The organism is Laceyella putida (assembly GCF_042665195.1).
Classification (GTDB): Bacteria; Bacillota; Bacilli; order Thermoactinomycetales; family Thermoactinomycetaceae; genus Laceyella; species Laceyella putida.
Genome location: NZ_JBHTBW010000015.1, coordinates 74,029 through 95,826, shown reverse-complemented (window position 1 = coordinate 95,826; position 21,798 = coordinate 74,029). Strand labels below are relative to the sequence as shown.

Below are 21,798 nucleotides of genomic sequence, written 5' to 3'. Positions count from 1 at the left end.
GAAAGGGAAACTTCGCCAAGCGGAGTACAGTCCAGTCTCAAGTTCGCAAAATACGCTCACTAAGTAAGGCTAATGGGGAGGTCGGTACCAGTGGCTATCACGTTCTATCGTGTGAAAGAGGCGTACGGTTGCTTTTCCAATTTTTCCGCTCACCCGATCCAATTGGATGGCAAGGAGTGGCCGACGACGGAACATTATTTTCAGGCACAGAAGTTTGTGACGACGGCACCGGAATATGCGGAGAAGATCCGTTTGGCGTCATCTCCCATGACGGCGGCGCAATTGGGACGTTCCCGAAAAATGCCCTTGCGGAAAGATTGGGAGTCGATCAAAGACGATGTGATGCGGAAAGCGGTCTACACCAAGTTTAAAAGTCATCCTGAGATTCAGTCCGTTTTATTGGACACGGGCGAAGAAGAGATTGTAGAGTTGACGACAACCGATACCTATTGGGGTGTCGGCAGTCAAGGGACAGGCAAGAATATGTTGGGTATCATCTTAATGGAAGTGCGAACGCGCCTGCGTGAAGAGATGTGACATGATCCGTGCCAGTCAGTGGCGGTTTTCCCGCCGTTGGCCTGTTCCTTCCCACTTCGTTAATTCCGAATATTTAAACAATATTACGTGTCATGGGTTGTTCACTGTCACCTCCTCTTATGACCTGCTAAAATAGGAGAGTGAGATGTGACGGGACAAAACGGGTTGAGTGAAGAGAAAAGAATGAATCATAGCTGGTATCGATCGGGCTCGTCTGAGAAAGAATAGAAAAAGCGAAACAAGCTGGAATCGCTGTTAGAAAATGGTGGGAGATGCACCAGAAGAGGTTCGATATGATATACTAGCTAGTGAATAGATCAGTTCGTGAAATAGAGAATTATTTATCACGTATATAAATCGGTGTGAATGCGTTTTGTACGGCGAACAAGACAGCAGGGAGTGGACTTATGCTGCAGATTGCTTTGAATTTTTTGGCTAAATGTGGAATGTGGGGGCTGTTTGTGGCTACGGCGGTCGAAGCTTCTTCGCTGCCGTTTCCGGGAGGGCTCTTCGTTCTGATCTACGGTTATCTGATGGATGTCAGCCCGTTGACCCTCGTCCTGATCTCCGCTCTCAACAGTATTGTTTATATCGCATTTAGTTTAATTCCTTATTATCTTGGAACCAGAATTGAAAAGTTGTCTAAAAAGAAATTTGATCAAAAAAAGATCGAAAAAGCGCAGTTTTGGTTTCAAAAGTATGGGGAATGGAGCATTACCTTATCCCGGCCAACCGGCTTCGGCAACTATGTTTCCTATATTTCAGGGATGAGCCGAATTAAGTTGTGGCGCTTCCTTCTGTTCAGCTACCTCGGTGTCTTTCCATGGAACACTTTGCTGTTGTTTGTCGGTCGAAAGGGCAACCTGGACACGGTGCAACACTTCCTCGACCTTTCACAGAAATTTGGGTATATCTTATTTGGCGTCGCCGTCTTGGTGCTGGGCGGGTGGTATCTTCTTAAAAAAAATAAACAGAATACCCAGTGTGAAAAAGGATGAGCGGAAGGATGTTTGAGGCGCAGTTTGAGGAAAAACCAGCGAAACCATTGTGTTCGCTGGTTTTTTTGTTGGCTTAGCCAACCCGTGCACCCGTTTTGTGCTCTGGGTTGATCGCGTGACGGCGGAGTGAGACCGAGATGACAAACGAGACCGCGTACAGACCCGTCGCAACCAAGTAGGCGGCTTGGGCCGACAAGACGTCGACGATCCATCCCATGACGAGGACAGATAGGCTGAACAGGGCATAACTGACCATATTCTGGGCGGCAAACACTTTGGGCATCATCTCAAGCGAAACGGAAGATTGGTAAAGGGTTCGTTTGGCGATCTCCTTCGTTTGGTTGGGTGGGCCCATGAGCAGGCAAAGCATGAGGGAGACCAGCGGCCATGGTGAGATGGCGTAGATGAAGGTGAATCCAAACATGCTTAGGCCGCCGATAAACAAACAAAGCAGCAAATGATGATCCACCCATTTGCTCCATTTGAGGGCGATGAAACCACCCAACATCGTGCCTGCGAAATAGGTGCCATTTAAGAAATTCCACCATTCTTCCCCCGCTTGCAAAACCTGCGTGACAAACGCCAGCATCACAGCGCCGGCCCAGACGCCACCCGCCGCGAAATCAAATATATCCATCGCGATCAGCCGTTTAAGTAAGGGATGGGTGAAGAGATGACGCCAGCCTTCTTGCAGGGTTTCCCACCGATTGGCTTGCGGTTCCGTCGCTGCCGAATCGGCGTTTTGCATGGGGTCTGAAATCCCAAATAAGGTGAAGGCGGAAAACGCGAAGAGGGAGACGGTTAACCACAAGATGCTGATGGGAGAAAAGAGGGTGACCAGTAACCCGCCCAAGCCCCACCCGATGAGCAACACCAACTGGTCGGTCGTTGCGGTCAGGCTGTTGGCCTTCACCCATTGTTCTTCGGAAACCAATCGGGGTGTGAGTGCGTTGCGACTTGGGTTACTCCACCCGTCAAAAAATGAAGTGAGCGCAATGAAGACACAAATGGCCAGGAACGAGGAGCCGACATGCGGGATGATCAGGATCATCAAGGCCAGGAAGCAGGTCTGGCCCAGTTGAGACAGTTTGAGCAGGCGTAAGAGAGGCATCCGCTCCATCAATAAAGGGGCGATCAATCCGCTGGCCATCATCGCTCCCAAGCGAATGACCGGAACGAAAGCCGCATAGGCGGCAGAATGCGTCGCATGATAAATGAACAGGACAATCCCTTGGATATAGAAAGAATCAGCCAGATTGGCCATGGTTTGCCCTGACCACAAAAATAGAAACGACCGGGGCCACTTCATGCGAATCCTCCTCTAGCTATACTGATTTGAAGTTGGGTATGATGGTCTTCGTTCACATGGGAAGGGCCCTCCTGCCATTTTGATAATTTCATTATAAGATAGAATAACGCCTGGCAGTGTCCCTATTTTTTGCGAACACTTATCGAGAACCGGCGGAAACAGCTTGCATCTCGATGAGAGAAACAGCAAAATAAGGGGGAGACAATCGAGTTGGAGGAATGTGTCGTGGCAGCGTATCGTTTAGAACGAGTTGGAGAAATGCTTGAAGATAAAGGGTACAACGTGATTGAAACGGAAGCGGAAGAAGTGATTGCCTGGTTTCAATACTTGTCCGATGCGGACCTGTTCCTGGCGGTCCTTGAGGAAAAGGAACGGTTGGAAACGGAGAAAGACGGGCAATCATAAGCCAGGCGAATGGAAAATGAATCATCACCGCGTCGGCACGTGTGGATTCATCCGAATAGATCGGCGATCAGTCCGGTCTTTTTGTTTTTTGCAACCCTTGGTTGCGCTATGATATAGTTATTGCCGACAAGTCTCAAGGTGGACGGTGTGGGATGTGCTAAAATTCATGGTACCTGATCTGTTTGCACAGTCGATTTATGCCATTGATTATCTGAAATTAAAGCAGCGTGGAGTGAAAGGGATCATCGTTGACTTGGACAATACATTAGTCGAATCGACGCGTCCCGATGCCACCCCACGGCTGGTCGAATGGTTGGATGAGTTGCGCAACATGGGATTTCATGTGATGATTGTGTCCAACAATAATCAGACGAGAGTATCCCATTTCGCCAAACCGTTAGGACTTCCTTTCATACATACAGCCAGAAAACCGTTGCTTCCCGCGTTCAAAAAGGCGTTAAAGCAGATGGGCACCAAGCCGGAGGAAACGGTGGTGATCGGTGATCAATTGTTGACGGATGTGTTCGGCGGCAATCGCATGGGCCTGTACACCATCTTGGTTGCGCCCGTTTCACACATAGATGGGTTTTTCACGAGAATCAATCGCCGTGTCGAACGGCTGGTTTTTTTCTGGATGGAAAGAAAAGGATATGTGCGATGGGATCGTTCCAATAAAAGTGAATCAACGTAGAAAGCAAGGTGGAGAGACGATTGAACGACTTGAATGAATTTCGTTGCGAAGGATGTGGGATCGCGATCCAGACAGAGGATCCCAATCGGGTGGGCTATGCCCCAGCCAAAGCGCTCGACCGGGAAGGGGTTTTGTGTCAACGTTGTTTTCGCATCCGTCATTATGGACAGATTGAAGCGGTAGAGCAAGATCCCGATGAATATTTTCGTTTGCTTGACTCGATTGCGTCAACCAACAGCCTGGTGGTGCTCGTCGTCGACCTGTTTGATTTCGCCGGCAGCTGGATTCCGGGATTGCATCGCCGGATCGGGAATAATCCCTTGCTCCTCGTCGCCAATAAGATTGACCTGTTTCCGCCTTCAACCAAATGGGGGCGTTTGCGGGAATGGGTGTTCCAATCGGCGCGGGAAATGGGGGTTCACCCGGAAGAAGTGGTTCTGTGCAGTGCCGCCAAGGGCATAAAGATGCGTGAAGCGATCCAAGCGATTCAATATCATCGTCGTGGACGGGATGTCTATATCGTTGGAACGACCAATGTGGGTAAATCGACGTTCATCAACGGATTGATCAAAGAAGTCACGGAAGGCGGACAAGATGTGATCACCACTTCGCCTTATCCCGGAACGACGTTGGATGCCATCCATATTCCACTGGATGATGGGAAAGAAATCATTGACACCCCGGGGATCGTGCGCAAAGATCGGGTGAGCGAGTGGGTGGAGCCCAAGGAATTGAAGTTTGTGGTGCCGCAAACCACCCTCAAGCCGAAAGTGTACCAGCTGAACGCGGGCCAAACGCTCTTCTTCGGCGGTTTCGCCCGGTTTGACTTCATGCGTGGGGAGAAGCAATCGTTCGTCTGCTATTTATCCAATCGCTTATATGTTCATCGGACGAAACGGGTGCAAGCCGATGACATCTGGGAAAAGCACCGCGGTGGATTGTTGGCCCCGCCGCAAAATCCGGCTGTGCTTCCCGCATGGAAAAAACATACGATAAACCTGACCGGTCACGAAAAACAAGATATTGTGATTTCCGGACTTGGCTGGATTGCGTGCGGGAAGGAAAAGGCGACGATAAATGTATGGGCACCTGAAGGGATTCAGGTGACGACGCGCCCAGCGCTGATTTAGAAGGGTTCTACTGAAAAAGCGAAGTTCGCTCACATAAGCAAGGGGGGGAAAGGAATGCGTTCCATTGATAGCCATACCGGATTGCTCGGCTTAATCGGCGATCCGGTCAATCACTCAAAGTCACCTGACATGATGAATGCGGCACTTGCCGAGATGGGAGCGCCCTATGTTTATCTGGCCTTTCGGGTGGTCCCAACAGAGCTGAAAGAAGCGATTCAGGGATTCAAGGCATTGGATGTGCAGGGATGGAACGTTACCATTCCCCATAAAGTCGCGATTATGGAATATTTGGACGGGCTGGATGAAACGGCGCGCGAGATAGGGGCCGTCAACACGGTCGTGAAACAGGACGGCAAATGGATTGGCTATAACACGGATGGGGCGGGCTATCTCCGCTCGTTGCAAGAGCAACATTCCCTCCCGCTAACGGAACAGCGGGTGGTTATTTTGGGGGCGGGCGGAGCGGCCCGGGCAGTGGGCTATGCGTTGGCCGCGGCTGGCGTTTCCTCCATTGCGATTGCCAACCGCACCATCGTCAAAGCGGAAGAGCTGGCGCACCATCTGTCGCGCCATACCCAGACCAAAGCGGTGGCCATGGCGGATTGCCAGTCCGAGATTAAGAAAGCGACACTGATCATTAACACCACCTCGGTAGGGATGGTGCCAGATACTGAAGCGACGCCCATTCCCGTTGAGTGGTTGAACGCCGACCAACTGGTAAGCGACCTGGTCTACCATCCGCGGATGACCACCTTGTTGCAAGCGGCGGAAGCCAAAGGGGCCGCCATCCATACGGGAGAAGGGATGCTCCTTCATCAGGCGGCATTGGCCTTGGAGCTTTGGTTGGACGCCCCGGCGCCGGTTGGGGTGATGCGGCAAGTGTTGGAGGTTGCCTTAACGGGAAAAAGGGAATAGAAAGAGTGAATCACCATGAAGGTAGGGATTTTTGGTGGGACCTTTGACCCCATCCACATGGGTCACCTCATCTTGGCGGAGCAAGCGCGTGAAGTGGCCGCCTTGGATCAGGTCTGGTTTATCCCCGCAGCTGAACCACCACACAAGTTAGACAAGCAAATTACGGCCGCTTCCCATCGCGTCCATATGGTCCACTTGGCCGTTCGGTGCCATCCTTGCTTTCACCTGTCGACGATGGAGTTGGAGCGGGAGGGTCCGTCTTATACCTACGATACGTTGCGGGTGTTGCGCGAATCCCATCCTGGTGTGGAATTTTACCTGCTTGTTGGGGCGGATATGGTGAAAGATTTGCCAAATTGGTATAAAATAAAGGAAATCCTACAGTTTGTCCAAGTGATTGGCTTGGGGCGTCCGGGCGTGGAAGTGGAAACATTGCCAGCCGAGGTGAAAAATTCCCTTCACTGGATACCGGATGCGATTGAAACCAATATTTCCTCCACTGAGATCCGCCAGCGTCTTCGCCAAGGAAAATCAGTGCGTTACCTCGTTCCGGATTCCGTTTACCAGTATATGAGGGAGCATGGGTTGTATGGATCTTGAGATTTTATTGCAAGCTACAAAAGAACAAATGCCGAAGTCGCGGTGGGAACATACGCTCAGAGTCAAGGAGACCGCCGTGGCATTGGCGACCCGACTGGGAATGGACCCTTACCCCGCCGTCGTGGCGAGCATCCTGCATGATTATTGCAAGTTCTGGCCTGATGACACACTGTCAGCGAAGATTCAGGCCACAGACTTACCCAAAGATCTACTGCAATACAATAAAGAATTATGGCATGGCCCGGTTGCGGCCATCGTGGCGCGTGAGGAATTTGGCATTCTCGATCAAGATATCCTGAACGCCATCCAATACCACACTTCGGGCCGCCCGCACATGTCACTTCTGGAGAAAGTGATCTGGTTGGCCGACTACATTGAACCGGGGCGCCGTTTCCCGGGTGTGGATGAAGTGAGAGGGCTGGCAATGTCGAACTTGGATCAAGCGATGATCAAAGCACTGGATAACACCATCCTCTTTTTGATTCAAAAGGGGCAGAAAGTGTATCCGTTGACCCTCTTTACGCGCAACTGGTTGCTAGATCAAGTGACTCAAACGGAACTAAGGGAGGAATCTATTTGAACGTAGTGGAAATCGCGCAATTGGCGGCCACCGCTGCCGAGGAGAAAAAAGCCCAAGATGTGACGGTCCTTGATATTCGTGGGTTATCGGTGTTTGCCGATTACTTTGTTGTCTGCCACGGAAATTCGCAGACGCAGGTGCAAGCGATTGTCAATGGCATCAAAGAGAAAGTCGCCGAACTCAACCTACCACTTAAAGGGATCGAAGGATACCAGGATGCTCGCTGGGTTCTCATTGACCTCGGGGATGTGGTCGTGCATGTTTTCCACAAAGATGAGCGTGAATTTTATGGCCTGGAACGCTTATGGGGCGACGCTCAGCAAGTGCAGGTTCAATAGTGGAGATAAATTTGCCATAATGCGTTGACACTGATTTTCCCATTTGCATATAATTAGAGAAAACACAAGGTTTTTACGGCAATGATAAGGAGTAGTAGTTTACGTGGCTCAGTCCAGAGAGTTGACGGTCGGTGCGAGTCAACCTGAGACAGTAGATGAACTCGTCTTATCGCTCCGAAGGGGAACGCGGATGTTTAGTACCCTTTGGCGGTTCATCCCCGTTAGCGGATTTTGAGTGAGTACTTCATTTGGTACTAATTAGGGTGGTACCGCGGGAATTGTTAAATCCAACCTCCCGTCCCTAGCTAAGTCTAGGGGCGGGAGGTTTTATATTTTTTAGGACAGGAGCGTAAGTGTCATGAGAGAGTATTCGCCAAAAGAAATCGAGAGCAAATGGCAGCGGAGGTGGCAGGAAGCCAACCTGTACCAGACGGATGAAGATGAGAGTAAACCCAAATATTACGCGTTGGAGCAATTCCCTTATCCCTCCGGAGAAGGGTTGCATATGGGGCATATGCGCGTTTATTCCATTGGTGATGTGGTGGCGCGTTTCCGCCGCATGAACGGTTATCGCGTATTGCACCCGATGGGGGCGGATGCGTTTGGCCTGCCTGCGGAAAACGCGGCGATCAACCGGGGCGTCAATCCGCGCGAGTGGACATTGTCCAATATGGAGCGAATCCGCAAAGAACAAGCTTTGATCGGCGCTTCCTATGATTGGGAGCGTTACTTGGGCACTTGCTTGCCCGATTACTATAAATTTAACCAATGGCTGTTCTTGCTGTTCTATGAACGCGGGTTGGCTTACCGCAAAAAAGCGTCTGTCAACTGGTGTCCGGACTGCAATACGGTACTCGCCAATGAACAGGTGGAAGACGGCAAGTGCTGGCGCTGTGATTCGGAAGTGACCAAAAAAGAGCTGGAGCAATGGTTCCTGCGCATTACGGATTATGCGGAACGCCTGCTGGAAGGTTTGGACCGCTTGCCTGATTGGCCCGACAGGGTGCGGGCGATGCAACGCAACTGGATTGGCAAAAGTGAAGGATCGCATGTGACCTTCACCATTCCCGAATGCGGGGACGAGCGAGTGACAGTCTTTACCACCCGTCCCGACACCTTGTTCGGGGTGACTTACATGGTGTTGGCGCCTGAGCATCCCTTGGTGCCGCGCCTCGTGAAAGGCAAGGAGACCGAAGCGGACGTGCTCGCCTTTATCGAGCAGATGAAAAAACAGTCCGAAATCGAACGGACATCCACGGAGGCGGAAAAAGTGGGCCTCTTTACCGGAGCCTATGCGAAACATCCGCTTACGGGAGAAAAGGTGCCCATCTGGGTGGCCAATTATGTATTGCTGGATTATGGCACTGGTGCAGTGATGGGAGTGCCGGCGCATGATGAGAGGGACTTCCAGTTTGCGACCAAATACGCGTTGCCGATCAAGACCGTGATTCAACCGGTGGAAGGTGAAGCGCTGGCTGAGCCATTGGCGGAAGCTTTTACCGAAGACGGGGTGTTGGTCGGCTCGGGGGAATTTGACGGTATGCCAAACCGGCAAGCGTTAAAGGCGATCGCCCAGCACTTGGAAGAGCGGAACCAAGGCGGTTGGACGACGACCTACCGGTTGCGTGACTGGCTCATCTCCCGCCAACGGTATTGGGGTACGCCGATCCCGATCATTTATTGTGATGCGTGCGGCACTGTTCCGGTTCCCAAAGAGCAGTTGCCCGTCATTTTGCCGGAAGATGTGGTGTTTGACGGGAAACGCAATCCGTTGACCACTTCGGATACATTTGTGCATACCACGTGCCCCAGCTGTGGCAAACCGGCGCGCCGTGAAACGGATACCATGGATACGTTTGTTGATTCTTCATGGTACTTTATGCGCTATACCGATGCGAAGAATGAGAACATGCCTTTCTCGCCGGAAAAAGCGGCGAAATGGTTGCCTGTGGATGAGTACATCGGCGGGATTGAACACGCGGTTCTGCATTTGCTCTATTCCCGCTTCTTTACCAAAGTCTTGTATGATGCGGGATTGGTTCATGTGGATGAGCCATTCAAAAGCTTGTTGACACAAGGGATGGTCTTGAAAGACGGCTTCAAGATGTCGAAGTCCAAAGGCAATGTGGTGAGCCCGTTGGAGATCATTGAAAAGTACGGCGCGGATACGGCGCGGCTCTTCATCTTGTTTGCGGCACCGCCGGACCGCGATTTGGAATGGAGCGATGCGGGGGTCGAAGGCAGCTATCGATTCATCAACCGCGTATGGCGGCTGATCGCCCAGCATGAAGCGTTGTTCACGCAAGACATCGCGCCAGGTGGAGAATTGAGCGGAGAAGCGAAAGAGTTGCGTCGCCTGCTGCATCAGACCATCAAAAAGGTAACGGGCGAAATCGGGGAACGCAGCCACTTTAACACGGCCATCAGCGCGATCATGGAATTGGTCAATGGGTTGTACAGTTATCCAGAGCATGCGGATCGCGCCGTGTTGAAGGAAGCGCTGGAAACCCTGGTTGTCTTGCTGGCGCCGTTTGTGCCACACGTGACGGAAGAACTGTGGCAATGGATGGGGAAAGAAGGCAGCGTGCATCGCGTCAGCTGGCCTGTCCATGATGAGCAAGCGTTGGTGTTGGATGAAGTGGAAATAGCGGTGCAGATCAATGGGAAAGTCAGAGATAAATTGGTTGTCGCCACCCAAGCCACCCGTGAGGAAGTGGAGAAACAAGCGTTGGCAACAGAGCGCATTCAGGCGCTGATTGAAGGAAAAACGGTGCGCAAGGTGATTGTGGTGCCGGGTAAACTGGTGAATATCGTGGCGAACTGATCGGGTTTGCCGGAGGAAGGCTCTACCCCAGGTACAGGGGTGGAGCCTTTTTGTTTTCTGACCCTGGACTACCGACGAGTGAACAATAGGCGTTAACCGCAATCATGCAACAGGTTTGTCGAAGAAATTGAATTTCCTCTTGTTTGAATGGGGGGAGAAAAGGTATAGTGGTATTAATTGGAAAATCATGTCGGAGTGTGAGGTTTCATGGTGCATTGGGGTTGGACGCCCAGGGAGAAATGGTTGGCTTTGGCTCTGGGCGGAGTGTTGCTGGTGGGTGGGACGGTCTGGCTGTTTGGACAGGAGGATCGGCCGGAAGAAGCGGGATGGATGGAATATCAGGCTCAAGCGAATGCGCCATCGGAGAAGACGCCGGCAACGGAAGTGGACAAACAGCCAGAAATCGACAAGCAAGAAGTGATCATTGATGTGAAGGGAGCGGTGCATAAGCCGGGAATTTATCATTTTGCCGGAGAGGCGAGGGTTTATGAGGCGCTTAAGCGCGCGGGTGGAGCGAGAGAGGAGGCGGACTTGAGCAAGGTGAATTTGGCGGAGCCGCTTCGAGATGGGATGGTGTTGTATATCCCGAAACAAGGGGAGGAACCGGCATCATTTCCCGGAGGGGGTGTAGCCGCATCAGAGACGTCCGGCGGGAAAATCAATGTGAATACGGCGACCGCGGAAGAATTGGACCAGTTAAATGGGATCGGGCCAAGCAAAGCGGAGGCCATTGTTCGCTATCGTGAGGAACATGGTCCGTTCCGGTCGGTGGAGGAGATCGCGCAAGTTCCTGGCATTGGCGAGAAGACGGTGGAGAAGTTTCGTGAGCAAATCGTGCTGAATTGAAAAAGCGACCCAGGTTATCCTGAGTCGCCAAGTGCAGGTCGATGAACTGTTTTTCATCAAGCGCTCCCATTTCTTTCAAGATCCGCATGAATAAAGTGGGACAGGCTTATTTTGCAATGATTTTGCGCACTTTTTCCAATGCGAGATCCAATTCTGCTTGCGTGATGGTGAGTGGTGGCGCAAAGCGGATCGTGTTGTCATGCGTTTCTTTGCAGAGAAGTCCTTCTTGCATCAGGGCTTCACAGTATGGACGCGCCGCTTCATGCAATTCCATGCCGATGAAGAGGCCTTTTCCGCGCACTTCTTTGATGATGGGGTTCTCTATTTTGCGCAGCTCGTTGATAAAGTACTCGCCCAATTCGCGGGAACGGGTCGGGAGCTCTTCTTCTAACAACACATCCAATGCGGCAATGGCCACGGCGCAAGCGAGCGGGTTACCGCCAAAGGTGGAGCCGTGCGAACCCGGTTCAAAAACACCCATGATTTCTTTGTCGGCGGCGACAGCGGAAATAGGCATGACTCCGCCACCCAGAGCTTTACCCATGATATACATGTCAGGCTTCACGCCTTCCCAATCACAGGCGAAGAGTTGTCCCGTCCGTCCGAAGCCGGTTTGGATCTCATCGGCGATAAAGAGGACATTGTTCTCCCGACAGATTTCACGCGCTTCGCTCAAGAAACCTTCTGGAGGGACAATCACGCCTGCTTCCCCTTGGATCGGCTCCAACATGAAGGCGGCCGTGTTTGGGGTGATCGCTGCTTTAAGCGCTTCCAGATCGCCATAAGGAATCACTTTAAACCCTGGGGTGAGAGGACCGAAACCACGCTTGTATTCATCGTTGGAAGACAGGGAGACGGCGGTGATGGTGCGTCCGTGGAAGTTGTCTTCACATACGATGATTTCCGCTTGGTTGTCAGCGATCTTTTTCACATTGTATGCCCAGCGGCGCGCCGCTTTAATGGCTGTTTCAACCGCTTCCGCGCCAGTGTTCATCGGGAGGACCATTTCTTTGCCGGTCAGTTCTGCCACTTTTTCATAGAACGCTCCCAATTGATCATTGTGGAAGGCGCGGGAAGTGAGCGTGACTTTATCCGCTTGATCCTTCAGGGCTTGAATGAGGCGCGGATGACGGTGACCGTGGTTGAGTGCGGAGTAAGCGCTTAACATATCCATGTAACGATTGCCATCCGCATCTTCCACCCATACTCCCTCCGCTTTGGAAATCACGATCGGCAGTGGATGATAGTTCTTCGCTCCAAATTTATCCGTAAGCTCGATCAATGCTTTGTTTTTAGACATGGATGGTGAACCCCCTTTTAATTTGCCAATCAACCTCATTTTAGGGAATAAAGAGAGCGAAATCAATGAAATGTATACTATTTCACTTACCCGTATAAATAACACGCTTGACGAATAGAAAATGAGTAGGTATAATCAACTTAAGATTGCTGAAAAACAATGGAATCGTGAAAATATGAATATTTATTCTCTTATCAAGAGCGGTGGAGGGACTGGCCCGATGAAGCCCGGCAACCTCGGTGAGCATGTTTCACCGGAAGGTGCCAATTCCTGCAGAACGGAAGTTCTGAGAGATAAGAGAAGATGGTCGCTCAGCCAGAAGAACCTCTTCTCTTATCGAGAAGAGGTTTTTTATTTAAGATTGCCATACAGGGGAGGAAGCACCGATGAGAATAGAAACAAAGTTGGCGCAAATGGGAAACAAAAGGGAACGAAAAACAGGAGCGGTGAACTTTCCTATTTATTTTTCGACGGCCTATGAACATGTTGATGGCGTAAGCACGGGGTATGATTATGCACGTGCTTCCAACCCGACAAGGGAAGTCTTGGAGGAAAGCGTGGCCCAATTGGAAGAAGGCGATGGTGGGTTTGCCTGCAGTTCGGGGATGGCGGCGATTCACACCTTGATGGGACTGTTTGGTCAAGGCGACCATTTGATCGTTTCCTTCGATCTTTATGGCGGGACGTATCGCTTGTTTGAAAAAGTGATGACACGGTACGGGTGTTCCTTCACTTATGTGGATTTGCGTGAGTTAGAGGACATTCGGCGGGCCATTCAGCCGAATACCAAAGCGATTTTCATAGAATCGCCAACCAATCCGCTGATGTGCGTGACGGATATTGAGGCGGTATGCAAGCTGGCCAAGGCCCACGGGTTATTAACCATTGTTGACAACACGTTTATGACGCCTTTTTTGCAACGACCCCTTACCTTGGGCGCCGATATCGTGTTTCATAGCGCGACCAAGTATTTGGGCGGGCATAACGACGTTTTGGCGGGCTTGATCGTAACCAAAGGCGAAGCGCTTACGGAGCAGGTTGCCTTTTTGCAAAAGGCGATTGGCGCGGTCTTGGGACCCTTGGACTGTTGGTTGTTGATGAGGGGGATGAAAACCCTGGCGCTTCGCATGAGGCAACATCAAGCCAACGCGCAGGCGATTGCGGCGTTTTTGCATAACCATCCCGCCATTGAAACTGTGTTTTATCCGGCATTGGATGTGCGGAGCAAAACCTTGCTTGATGCGCAAGCGGATGGTTATGGTGGTATGTTGTCATTCCGCTTGAAACGAAAAGAGTGGGTGCAACCAGTTCTCAACTCTTTGAAGATTATCACTTTTGCCGAAAGTCTTGGTGGAGTGGAGAGTTTGATCACTTATCCGGCGACGCAAACCCATGCCGATATTCCGGTCGAGATCAGGGAGAAAGTGGGCGTATGTGACCGATTGTTGCGTTTGTCCGTGGGAATTGAACATGGAGAAGACTTGATTGCCGATTTGGCGCAAGCATTGGCACAAGTGGGGTGATTGGGCGGAGTCGCCTAAAAGAGGAGAGGAAACTCCGTCAACCCCGCAAATACGCTCGTTAAGAAGAGGAGAGGAAACTCTGCCAAGCGGAGTATAGTCCTTCTAACCTCGCAAATTACGCTCGCTAAGAAGGACTTATATGAAAGGATGAGGATGAGATGAGATTTGAAACCAAACTGTTGCACAATGGAAATGAGATTGATCCATATACGGGAGCGGCCAGCATCCCTATGTACCAAGCGTCGACCTTTCATCAATTTTCGATCGATCAACCGGGAGAATTTGATTACGCCCGTTCGGGCAATCCCACCCGCAAAGCGCTCGAAGAGACCATCGCCCAGCTGGAAGGAGGGTGTAAAGGCTTTGCTTTCGCCTCTGGCATGGCGGCCATCTCAACGGTTTTTCTTCTCTTCTCGCGCGGTGACCACCTGATTGTCTCCCAAGACGTGTACGGCGGCACCTACCGCGTGCTGACCAAGGTGTTTGAGCGGATGGGCATTGAAACGAGCTTTGTGGACACAACGGATCTGGAACAAGTGGTTCAGGCCATCCAGCCCCATACCAAAGCGATCTATATCGAGACGCCATCCAATCCGTTGCTCAAGGTGACGGACATCAGAGGGATTGTCAACATCGCCCAAGCGCATGGTTTCCGCACGATTGTGGACAACACCTTCCTTACCCCGTATTTCCAACGCCCGTTCAGTTTGGGTGTGGATATCGTCATCCATAGCGCGACGAAATTCATTGCGGGGCACAGCGATGTGATCGCGGGATTGGTTGTGGTCAAAGATGAAGACTTGGCAGAAGAATTGTCATTGTTGCAAAACTCATTCGGGGCGATTCTGGGTGTGCATGATGCCTGGTTGGTGCTGAGAGGGATCAAAACGCTGAAAGCGCGGATGGAGTTGTCTACGCGAAGCGCGGAAAAAGTCGCCTTGTGGCTGCAACAGCATCCGGGTGTGGAGCGGGTGTACTACACCGGGTTGCCGTCCCATGAAGGCCACTATTTGCAAGATGCGCAAGCCAGCGGGCACGGAGCGGTCCTATCTTTTGACCTGGGCAGCAAAGAACGGGTGCGCCAGCTGTTGGATCATGTCAAGTTGCCGATCGTGGCGGTCAGCCTGGGCGCAGTTGAAAGCATCTTATCTTATCCCGCGCTGATGTCCCACGCTTCCATGCCGCCAGAAGTTCGGCAAAAGCATGGAATCACTGACGGGTTGTTGCGCCTGTCGGTCGGTTTGGAAAGCGCCGACGATTTGATTGAAGATTTGGCGCAGGCGCTCGAATCTCGCTTAACGATTGCCGTGGGCAAATAAAATGCGGATCGATGGCCTACATAGACAAAATGAGCAGACGGATGCCTCCTTTCAGTTGAGGACATGCAAGATCATGATAAACCCAAAAGGAGTAAGATTTTTGAAAGCGAAGTGACTGGGAGCTGTTAATCAAGCGGAGTGCCGAACGAAGGAAGAAAGCGGGCAACGGAGCGATAGCGACAACGAAAGTGGTTGTTGCAGCGCCAAAGTTCGGCGACGGAGTTACTTACCGATAAGCGACCAAGGAACGAAGACTCAAAAATCGACTCCGGGGCCACTTAGTTAGCCTGTCGATTGCCTCCTTTCAGTTGGGGGCATTTTTCTTTTTAGTTGATTTATGTACAATGATAAAGGAATATCTAGTTCAGAGAAGGAGTTACTGAAGATGACCATCAAATCGGATAAATGGATTCGCAAAATGGCTATGGAATATAAGATGATCGAGCCATTTATTGATCGCAATGTGGGAAAAGGGGAAGCCGTCAGCTTTGGCTTGTCCAGTTATGGATATGACCTCCGGGTGGCGGATGAATATAAAATCTTTCATAATGCCTTAAACTCGGTTATCGATCCTAAAGCGATCAGTTCCGATTCGTTTATGGATTTTCAAGGGGATGTGTGCATCATTCCGCCGAATTCGTTTGCCCTGGCCCGCTCCGTGGAGTATTTCCGCATTCCGGAAAATGTCTTGGCCATTTGCGTGGGCAAATCCACATACGCGCGTTGCGGCATTATCACCAATGTAACCCCGCTGGAACCCGGTTGGGAAGGATATGTGACATTGGAGATTTCCAATACCACCCCACTTCCGGCGAAGATTTATTCCAATGAAGGGCTATGCCAAATCTTATTCTTGGAAAGTGATGAGGCCTGCGAAGTCTCTTACGGGCATAAACAGGGGAAATACCAAGGGCAGGTGGGCATCACGCTGCCGAAAGTGTAAGTTCAGCCCAAGAAAGGGGACACCCGTCTTCAGGATGGGTGTTTTTTGTTGAAATTTGTTGGAAAAAGAAGGAATTCCCTTTGGGTTGTAGAGAAGAGACAGGAAGCGGAAAGGTGGTGAGACCGGTGAAACGTCCCCTCGTGGTATTGAGTGTGGGTTGGATGCTCGGCAGCATCCTGGTTGGGTGGTGCGGGCTTCCTCCTCTTGTTTATTTCGTCGGCTTCGTGATCGCGCTGGCCGGGGGTGGATGGATTTATTATCAATGGCGAAAAGGGATCGTGGTAACATTGCTAATGGTGGGATTATGCGCGGCGGGTTGGCGCATCGCTTGGATGGAGGCGCATCAGTCATCGGCGATCACCCCGCTCATCAGAGGGCATGGGACACAGATGGTTCCAGTCGTGGGCACAATCCGTTCACTGCCCGAACGGGATGGGGATCGGCTTCAGTTTGTGCTGGTTGTGGATCGGATCCGGCTGGGTGGGAAATGGCACCGCTTGCCGAAACGTGAACCGGTGCAAGTCACGGTGATCTTGTCCACTTTGCGCGAATGGCAACAAGCAGGGCAAGTGGAACCATATCAGACTGTGAAGATGCCGCTCACTTTTTCTCCCCCTCCGCTACCGCGCAACCCAGCCGCCTTTGATTACCGGACGTATCTGGCGCATCGTGGCATTCATTGGTTGGGGGAAGGGAAGTCATTGTCCGTCATGCGTCCGCTTGCCGTTGCCCATTACCATCCCATGAATTGGGTGTATGGGATGCGGCAACGTTCGGGGGAGGTGATTGAACGCTTGTATCCCCCTGCGATCGCCGGTGTGATGCGGGGAATTTTGTTGGGAGAGAGGAAGGCTGTTCCAGAGCGGGTTGAGCAAGATTATGCCACTTTGGGAATCATTCATCTGTTATCGATTTCAGGTTTGCATGTCAGTGTGTTGCTGGCGGGGGGATATATCGGTTTGAAACGGCTTGGCATGACTCGGGAAAAAGCGGCCATTGTGGTTTTGGTTTGTCTACCGGTGTACGTGATCCTGACGGGGATGGGGGCGCCTGTGATTCGGTCCGCCTTGATGGCGGGAATGGTTCTCTTGGCCACGCTTTGGCGTCATCATCGTGATCTTTTGTCTTTTTTGGCCCTGTCCTTTCTGGGGCAATGCGTATGGAACCCATATCAACTGGGGGAAGCGGGCTTTCAACTCACCTATGCCATCACGGCGGCCCTGATCGTGGGGACGCACAGTTTGAGCGAGGCCCTTCCTTTGCCTTGGTCTTGGGCGCGTCAAATGTTAGCGGGGACCATGATCGCGCAGGGGGTGTCGTTGCCGTTTTCGTTCGTCCATTTTCATGAATATTCCCTCCTTTCATGGCTTGCCAATCTTTTGTTCGTCCCTGTTGTCAGTTTGGGGGTGACGCCCTTGGGGATGATGTCTCTCTTTTTGGCGCAGGGATGGGAAACGGGAGCCGCTTGGTTGGCTCATCTTGTCACCATGTTCGTGAAAGGGGTGGAATGGGGAACCGACTGGATGGTGTGGGCGAACCCGTTGCACTTCACCTGGCAGGCGCCACCGGTCTGGTGGTTGGCTTGTTATGCGCTCTTCAGCCTGTATCTCTTCGCCGCATGGTGTGGGGCTTTTCGCCATACCGTTGTTCCCCATCGCATTTGTTCATTGGTCTGTTGGCTGGCCCTTTTATGTGTGGCGGCAGTCATGCAAGAAGGGGGGAGTGCGACGCGAGTCACGTTTTTGGATGTGAGTCAGGGTGATTGCACCGTGATCGAAACGAAAACGGGTCACGTGATCGTGATCGATGGCGGTGGACGCGATATTCGGGAGCGGCGGGGTTGGCAAGCGAGAAAAACATCATTTGACGCCGGAAAACAAGTGGTGCTCCCCTTTCTCAAAGCACAGGGAATTCATCAGATTGACACGCTGGTGATGACTCATGGCGATTTGGACCATATTGGCGGGATTCAAGTCATCGTCGAGCGCATCCCGGTTAAGCGGGTGGTGCGAAATCCCTCCTCGGTCCAAACACCAATGGAACAGGAAGTGATGGAAACGATACGACGGCGGGCCATTCCTGTCTACGTTCCACGCTTGGGCCGGTCAGTGACGATTGACGAAGGCGTGGAATGGCAATTTTACCATCCCGGGATGGAATCGCGTCGGGAGAGAAATGAAGATTCGCTCGTCTTTTTGGTGACGATTGAAGGAGTGCGTCTTCTCTTTCCGGGAGACGCGGGGAGCCCTACCGAAACGGAGCTACTTCGCCGTGTGCGCCTTCCCGACATTCATCTGTTGAAAGTGGCCCACCACGGAAGCCGGTCGGGAACCCAGGCCGAGTGGCTGAAAACGTTGCGGCCGGAGCATGCCGTCATTTCTGTCGGAGAGCGGAATCGCTATGGCCATCCCGCACCGGAAGTGATTCAGCGTTTGCAGCGGGAGCGCATTCATATCTGGCGGACGGATCGGCAAGGTGCGATTCAAGTGGAGATTGAGGATGGCCGTTTGCGATTTGCCCCTTTTTTAAAAATTGGCAGTCCTTTCGATATGAAAAAGTAAAAGGCAAACTTTTTTCAATTGGTATGCGGCAAATTTATGGTAAACTGGTTGCAACATCGATCAGAGCGAAAAAGTCTAAATCGTAGGAGGGGGTATTGTTGCTCGGCTCTGACTTAATCAGGCGTGCCCAAACGGGAGACAGACAGGCCGTTGTCCAGATTTTAAAGCAACTGGAAGTCTCGATGTATCGAACGGCGTACTATTTGTTAAACAATGAACAAGATGCTCTAGACGCAACACAAGAAGCCCTTCTGAAGGTGTATAAGCATCTGCCGACGTACAAAGGGGATGCCATGATCCATACGTGGGCCCAACGGATTGTGACCAATGTCTGTATGGACATGTTTCGCAAAAGGAAGAAGGTGGTATTGATGCGGGAAGATCTGTGGCGCGAAGATACCAAAGCCAGCCGCGAAGTGGAAAGCGGGGCGATGATGACGGATCTGAAGCAGGCCATTTCTCGCTTGCCGGAAGCACAGCAAACGGCAGTCGTGTTACGTTATATCCAAGAGTATAACTACCAGGAGATTGCCGAAGCGATGGGGATGCCGATCAATACGGTGAAATCGCATTTGTTCCGGGCCCGCAAGCAATTGAAAAAATGGCTGGTGGCTTATCAGGAAGGAGGGGCTACCACCCATGGAACATGAAAAATGGGTTGATTGGATGCAACGTGACCTCGATGGCGACTTGACGCAAGTGGAAAAGGAAATGTTGGAGAAGCACTTGGCCCGGTCGTCTGAAGATGCGCAGACTTACGAGGAGTTCCGTTCCTTATCCGACGAACTGTCCCGATTGCCCAAAGTGATGCCGCCTGCCAGTTTGGTCGATTCGCTCCTGTCCGAGTGGGAACAGAAACCGGCGGAACACCAACCGGAGACGGCCCCGCCCCGTCCGACCCGATTTGCGCGCTGGCGCCCGTCCCATAAAGTGATCGCGGGCATGGCGACGCTGTTTGTCGTCGGATTTGCGAGCGGGATGTGGGTCAACGGTTTGATGACCGATCCCAACCAATCCATGTCGTCCAAGGGCTCGAAACAAATAGAAATCATCGACCCAAATCAGATGCCGCCCGGCGAGCTGGCATCTTTGGGAACTGAATCCCAAACGAAAGTGTTGTTCTCGCCGGACCAGAAGTATCAAGCGACATGGCAAGACAACCATCACCTCATTGTGCAAACAAAGGAAGGGGACATCCGGTTTAATGAAGAGTTGCCGGATGCCGAACAGGCTCCCAACATGAAATGGGTTTCTTCTCAACGCATCATGGTCACCTATAAAGATAAAAATGGCCATGTGAAGAAGCTCACTATTGATGCGGTGCAGGGCAAAAAGGTAAACTAGGGTGAAGAGGTGAAAGTGAGTGAACCAGGAGCTTTTACGGGAGTTGAAACAGCAAAAGATTCACCCGGTTTACTTTTTTTACGGCACGGAGCCCTATCTGATCGAGGAAGCTTTGGCGGCACTAGAAGCCCAATTGATGCCCGGGGAAGATGAATTTGGCAACAGGGTTGCGCTAGATCTGGAGGAAACGCCGATTCAGATGCTGATACAGGAGGCGGAGACGCTTCCTTTTTTTGGTGAACGTCGCTTTATCATCGGGAAGAACGCGCAGTTTTTGACCGCAGGAAAAGGGAAAAGCGGCGTTTCCCATGATGCGGAAGCGTTGATCCACTATTTGAAAAACCCGCTGGCGACCAGCGTGGTGGTGCTTACACTCCACAGTGACCAGTTGGACAAGCGCAAAAAGGTAGTGAAAGAATTGTTGGCTGGTGCCCGCACGATGCAATTTGAATCCCTCAAGGGCAAAGAGGTTGTGGAGTGGGTGGTGCGCCGTTTTCGCGAGCGCCATGTGCAGATCGCCACAGAGGCCTTGAAAGAGCTGGTCATCTTGGTGGGAAATGATCTGCGCCTTCTGCATCAAGAGTGCGAGAAGTTGGCCACGTTTGTGGGTGAAGGCGGAACCGTCACCACAGAGATTGTATCGGAATTGGTTCCGCGCACATTGGAACAAGATGTGTTTAAGCTGACGGAGAAAATCGCGGAGCGAAAATTGGATGAAGCGTTTCACATCTGGCATGATTTGCTGTTTCAAAAAGAAGAGCCCGTGCGGATATTAGCTTTGGTGATACGCCAATTCCGCCTGATGTTGCAAGTGAAGGCATTGGCCGGACAAGGGAGGGGTGAGCGCGAGATAGCACAGCAGCTGAAAGTTCATCCCTATCCGGTGAAATTGGCCCTTCGCCAAGGAAGGGCGTTTAGCGAAACGCAATTGCGTTCTTTGCTCGCACTCGCCATTGCGGCGGATCAAGAGATCAAATCAGGAAAAGTGGACAAAGAACTCGCCGTGGAGCGTTTGTTATTCCGCCTGCACATGTCCGCTTGAAAGGAGCAACCATTCATGCAAGAACAACGACGACAAGCGCTGCGCCAACGCCAGCTGCTATATCTCAACGGGTTGTTTGTCACGGTTTTGCTTTTTTTGGGTCTTTTGTTGCTGCTTGATGTGACCGCGCCCCAATTTTTTCTGGCATTGGGCTTGGTTTTTCTGGTGTCTCCTATCAGCATCTGGGTGTTTAAGGAAAGCAACCCACTGCTCAGCTTCCTCCCAGGCATGCAGGAGCTGACGCGGATGGAGCGTGAAAAATTGGGGGAGAGCTGGGGAAAATACCATCTCTCTTCCGCTTTGTTGCAGGTCGCTTGCAGCCTCTTTTTCTTCGTGCAAGCATGGATGCGGAGTGGCGACACCCCGTTTCGCGAAGGCATGCCGACTTGGTATTTCGCGGTGGTTCCGATGGCGGCATTGTTGATCATCAACCTGACCCATCGCTCACACGTCAAACGGATGGATAACAAGACGCCGGAACAGTTGCGGGGCTACGCCTATGAGAAAATGCTCTTTTCGGTGGTGTTTGCTTCCGTGATGCTGGGGATGACGCTGATCGGCACCTGTGTCGTCATGCTGATGACCTAAAGCCG

General features: G+C 51.7%; 21 protein-coding genes, 1 riboswitch and 1 other annotated feature. Of the genes, 19 read left to right on the top strand and 2 right to left on the bottom strand.

Translation table 11 applies throughout. From position 1 onward, the window contains the following. The first annotated feature begins 90 nt into the window (after positions 1-90). Both ACFQNG_RS05865 and ACFQNG_RS05860 read left to right on the top strand, forming a co-directional pair. The gene (locus ACFQNG_RS05865; RefSeq protein ID WP_379863950.1) at positions 91-537 is read left to right on the top strand and encodes an NADAR family protein; all 447 of its coding nucleotides are present in this window, start codon (positions 91-93) and stop codon (positions 535-537) included. Between the two features lie 407 nt (positions 538-944). Next, complete coding sequence (locus ACFQNG_RS05860; protein ID WP_379863949.1) at positions 945-1,535, top strand: DedA family protein; 591 nt, start codon at positions 945-947, stop codon at positions 1,533-1,535. A 73-nt stretch (positions 1,536-1,608) separates the two neighbouring features. On the opposite strand, the gene ACFQNG_RS05855 is transcribed toward ACFQNG_RS05860, so the two are convergent. Next, complete coding sequence (locus ACFQNG_RS05855; RefSeq protein ID WP_379863948.1) at positions 1,609-2,844, bottom strand: MFS transporter; 1,236 nt, start codon at positions 2,842-2,844, stop codon at positions 1,609-1,611. Positions 2,845-3,069: 225 nt separating this feature from the next. Between ACFQNG_RS05855 and ACFQNG_RS05850 the strand changes: the two genes are divergently transcribed. The 9 genes from ACFQNG_RS05850 to ACFQNG_RS05810 all read left to right on the top strand — a co-directional run bounded on the left by ACFQNG_RS05850 (position 3,070) and on the right by ACFQNG_RS05810 (position 11,173). Beyond that, complete coding sequence (locus ACFQNG_RS05850; protein WP_379863947.1) at positions 3,070-3,249, top strand: hypothetical protein; 180 nt, start codon at positions 3,070-3,072, stop codon at positions 3,247-3,249. Between the two features lie 166 nt (positions 3,250-3,415). Continuing rightward, positions 3,416-3,940, top strand: a complete 525-nt coding sequence (locus ACFQNG_RS05845) for a YqeG family HAD IIIA-type phosphatase (protein WP_379863972.1) — start codon at positions 3,416-3,418, stop codon at positions 3,938-3,940. Positions 3,941-3,960: 20 nt separating this feature from the next. Then, positions 3,961-5,070 carry a ribosome biogenesis GTPase YqeH gene (gene yqeH, locus ACFQNG_RS05840; protein ID WP_379863946.1) on the top strand — a complete coding sequence of 370 codons (1,110 nt, stop codon included), beginning with the start codon at positions 3,961-3,963 and terminating at the stop codon, positions 5,068-5,070. A gap of 54 nt (positions 5,071-5,124) precedes the next feature. Then, positions 5,125-5,985: a shikimate dehydrogenase gene (locus tag ACFQNG_RS05835; protein ID WP_379863945.1), complete on the top strand. Its 861-nt coding sequence runs from the start codon at positions 5,125-5,127 to the stop codon at positions 5,983-5,985. 15 nt (positions 5,986-6,000) lie between these two features. After that, a complete protein-coding gene (locus tag ACFQNG_RS05830; RefSeq protein ID WP_379863944.1) occupies positions 6,001-6,585 on the top strand; it encodes a nicotinate-nucleotide adenylyltransferase in 585 nt (194 codons plus the stop codon). Next, positions 6,575-7,165 (top strand): bis(5'-nucleosyl)-tetraphosphatase (symmetrical) YqeK, encoded by a 591-nt coding sequence (gene yqeK / locus ACFQNG_RS05825; RefSeq protein ID WP_379863943.1) that lies wholly within the window; start codon positions 6,575-6,577, stop codon positions 7,163-7,165. The genes ACFQNG_RS05830 and yqeK overlap by 11 nt, the downstream gene beginning before the upstream one ends. A 5-nt stretch (positions 7,166-7,170) precedes the next feature. Next, the gene (gene rsfS, locus ACFQNG_RS05820; protein ID WP_379863971.1) at positions 7,171-7,503 is read left to right on the top strand and encodes a ribosome silencing factor; all 333 of its coding nucleotides are present in this window, start codon (positions 7,171-7,173) and stop codon (positions 7,501-7,503) included. A gap of 72 nt (positions 7,504-7,575) precedes the next feature. After that, positions 7,576-7,809: a binding site (T-box leader), on the top strand. Between the two features lie 52 nt (positions 7,810-7,861). Continuing rightward, positions 7,862-10,327 carry a leucine--tRNA ligase gene (leuS, locus tag ACFQNG_RS05815; protein ID WP_379863942.1) on the top strand — a complete coding sequence of 822 codons (2,466 nt, stop codon included), beginning with the start codon at positions 7,862-7,864 and terminating at the stop codon, positions 10,325-10,327. Positions 10,328-10,537: 210 nt separating this feature from the next. Then, the gene (locus tag ACFQNG_RS05810; RefSeq protein ID WP_379863941.1) at positions 10,538-11,173 is read left to right on the top strand and encodes a helix-hairpin-helix domain-containing protein; all 636 of its coding nucleotides are present in this window, start codon (positions 10,538-10,540) and stop codon (positions 11,171-11,173) included. 106 nt (positions 11,174-11,279) lie between these two features. Here the strand turns inward: ACFQNG_RS05810 and ACFQNG_RS05805 are convergent, their stop codons facing one another. Continuing rightward, complete coding sequence (locus ACFQNG_RS05805; protein WP_379863940.1) at positions 11,280-12,473, bottom strand: ornithine--oxo-acid transaminase; 1,194 nt, start codon at positions 12,471-12,473, stop codon at positions 11,280-11,282. Positions 12,474-12,661: 188 nt separating this feature from the next. Beyond that, a riboswitch (SAM riboswitch) is annotated at positions 12,662-12,773 on the top strand. An 86-nt stretch (positions 12,774-12,859) separates the two neighbouring features. Between ACFQNG_RS05805 and ACFQNG_RS05800 the strand changes: the two genes are divergently transcribed. From ACFQNG_RS05800 to ACFQNG_RS05765, 8 genes are all read left to right on the top strand, one after another. After that, entirely contained in the window at positions 12,860-13,996 is a 1,137-nt protein-coding gene (locus tag ACFQNG_RS05800) for an aminotransferase class I/II-fold pyridoxal phosphate-dependent enzyme (RefSeq protein ID WP_379863939.1), read from the top strand. A 158-nt stretch (positions 13,997-14,154) separates the two neighbouring features. After that, a complete protein-coding gene (locus ACFQNG_RS05795) occupies positions 14,155-15,315 on the top strand; it encodes an aminotransferase class I/II-fold pyridoxal phosphate-dependent enzyme (protein ID WP_379863938.1) in 1,161 nt (386 codons plus the stop codon). Positions 15,316-15,700: 385 nt separating this feature from the next. Continuing rightward, a complete protein-coding gene (gene dcd, locus ACFQNG_RS05790; RefSeq protein ID WP_379863937.1) occupies positions 15,701-16,258 on the top strand; it encodes a dCTP deaminase in 558 nt (185 codons plus the stop codon). Between the two features lie 125 nt (positions 16,259-16,383). Continuing rightward, a complete protein-coding gene (locus tag ACFQNG_RS05785; RefSeq protein ID WP_379863936.1) occupies positions 16,384-18,819 on the top strand; it encodes a DNA internalization-related competence protein ComEC/Rec2 in 2,436 nt (811 codons plus the stop codon). Positions 18,820-18,917: 98 nt separating this feature from the next. Continuing rightward, the gene (locus ACFQNG_RS05780) at positions 18,918-19,469 is read left to right on the top strand and encodes an RNA polymerase sigma factor (protein WP_379863935.1); all 552 of its coding nucleotides are present in this window, start codon (positions 18,918-18,920) and stop codon (positions 19,467-19,469) included. After that, positions 19,459-20,163: an anti-sigma factor family protein gene (locus tag ACFQNG_RS05775; RefSeq protein ID WP_379863934.1), complete on the top strand. Its 705-nt coding sequence runs from the start codon at positions 19,459-19,461 to the stop codon at positions 20,161-20,163. The genes ACFQNG_RS05780 and ACFQNG_RS05775 overlap by 11 nt, the downstream gene beginning before the upstream one ends. A 19-nt stretch (positions 20,164-20,182) precedes the next feature. Further along, positions 20,183-21,205: a DNA polymerase III subunit delta gene (gene holA / locus ACFQNG_RS05770; RefSeq protein WP_379863933.1), complete on the top strand. Its 1,023-nt coding sequence runs from the start codon at positions 20,183-20,185 to the stop codon at positions 21,203-21,205. A gap of 15 nt (positions 21,206-21,220) precedes the next feature. Beyond that, entirely contained in the window at positions 21,221-21,793 is a 573-nt protein-coding gene (locus ACFQNG_RS05765) for a hypothetical protein (protein ID WP_379863932.1), read from the top strand. Positions 21,794-21,798: the final 5 nt, after the last annotated feature.

What these genes read in the sequence shown, in the direction of transcription:
- ACFQNG_RS05860 (WP_379863949.1), top strand. Translation starts at nt 945, where the DNA reads ATGCTGCAGATTGCTTTGAATTTTTTGGCTAAATGTGGAATGTGGGGG.
- ACFQNG_RS05855 (WP_379863948.1), bottom strand. Translation starts at nt 2,844, where the DNA reads ATGAAGTGGCCCCGGTCGTTTCTATTTTTGTGGTCAGGGCAAACCATG.
- ACFQNG_RS05845 (WP_379863972.1), top strand. Translation starts at nt 3,416, where the DNA reads ATGGTACCTGATCTGTTTGCACAGTCGATTTATGCCATTGATTATCTG.
- ACFQNG_RS05835 (WP_379863945.1), top strand. Translation starts at nt 5,125, where the DNA reads ATGCGTTCCATTGATAGCCATACCGGATTGCTCGGCTTAATCGGCGAT.
- ACFQNG_RS05830 (WP_379863944.1), top strand. Translation starts at nt 6,001, where the DNA reads ATGAAGGTAGGGATTTTTGGTGGGACCTTTGACCCCATCCACATGGGT.
- yqeK (WP_379863943.1), top strand. Translation starts at nt 6,575, where the DNA reads ATGGATCTTGAGATTTTATTGCAAGCTACAAAAGAACAAATGCCGAAG.
- leuS (WP_379863942.1), top strand. Translation starts at nt 7,862, where the DNA reads ATGAGAGAGTATTCGCCAAAAGAAATCGAGAGCAAATGGCAGCGGAGG.
- ACFQNG_RS05805 (WP_379863940.1), bottom strand. Translation starts at nt 12,473, where the DNA reads ATGTCTAAAAACAAAGCATTGATCGAGCTTACGGATAAATTTGGAGCG.
- ACFQNG_RS05800 (WP_379863939.1), top strand. Translation starts at nt 12,860, where the DNA reads ATGAGAATAGAAACAAAGTTGGCGCAAATGGGAAACAAAAGGGAACGA.
- ACFQNG_RS05795 (WP_379863938.1), top strand. Translation starts at nt 14,155, where the DNA reads ATGAGATTTGAAACCAAACTGTTGCACAATGGAAATGAGATTGATCCA.
- dcd (WP_379863937.1), top strand. Translation starts at nt 15,701, where the DNA reads ATGACCATCAAATCGGATAAATGGATTCGCAAAATGGCTATGGAATAT.
- ACFQNG_RS05775 (WP_379863934.1), top strand. Translation starts at nt 19,459, where the DNA reads ATGGAACATGAAAAATGGGTTGATTGGATGCAACGTGACCTCGATGGC.
- ACFQNG_RS05765 (WP_379863932.1), top strand. Translation starts at nt 21,221, where the DNA reads ATGCAAGAACAACGACGACAAGCGCTGCGCCAACGCCAGCTGCTATAT.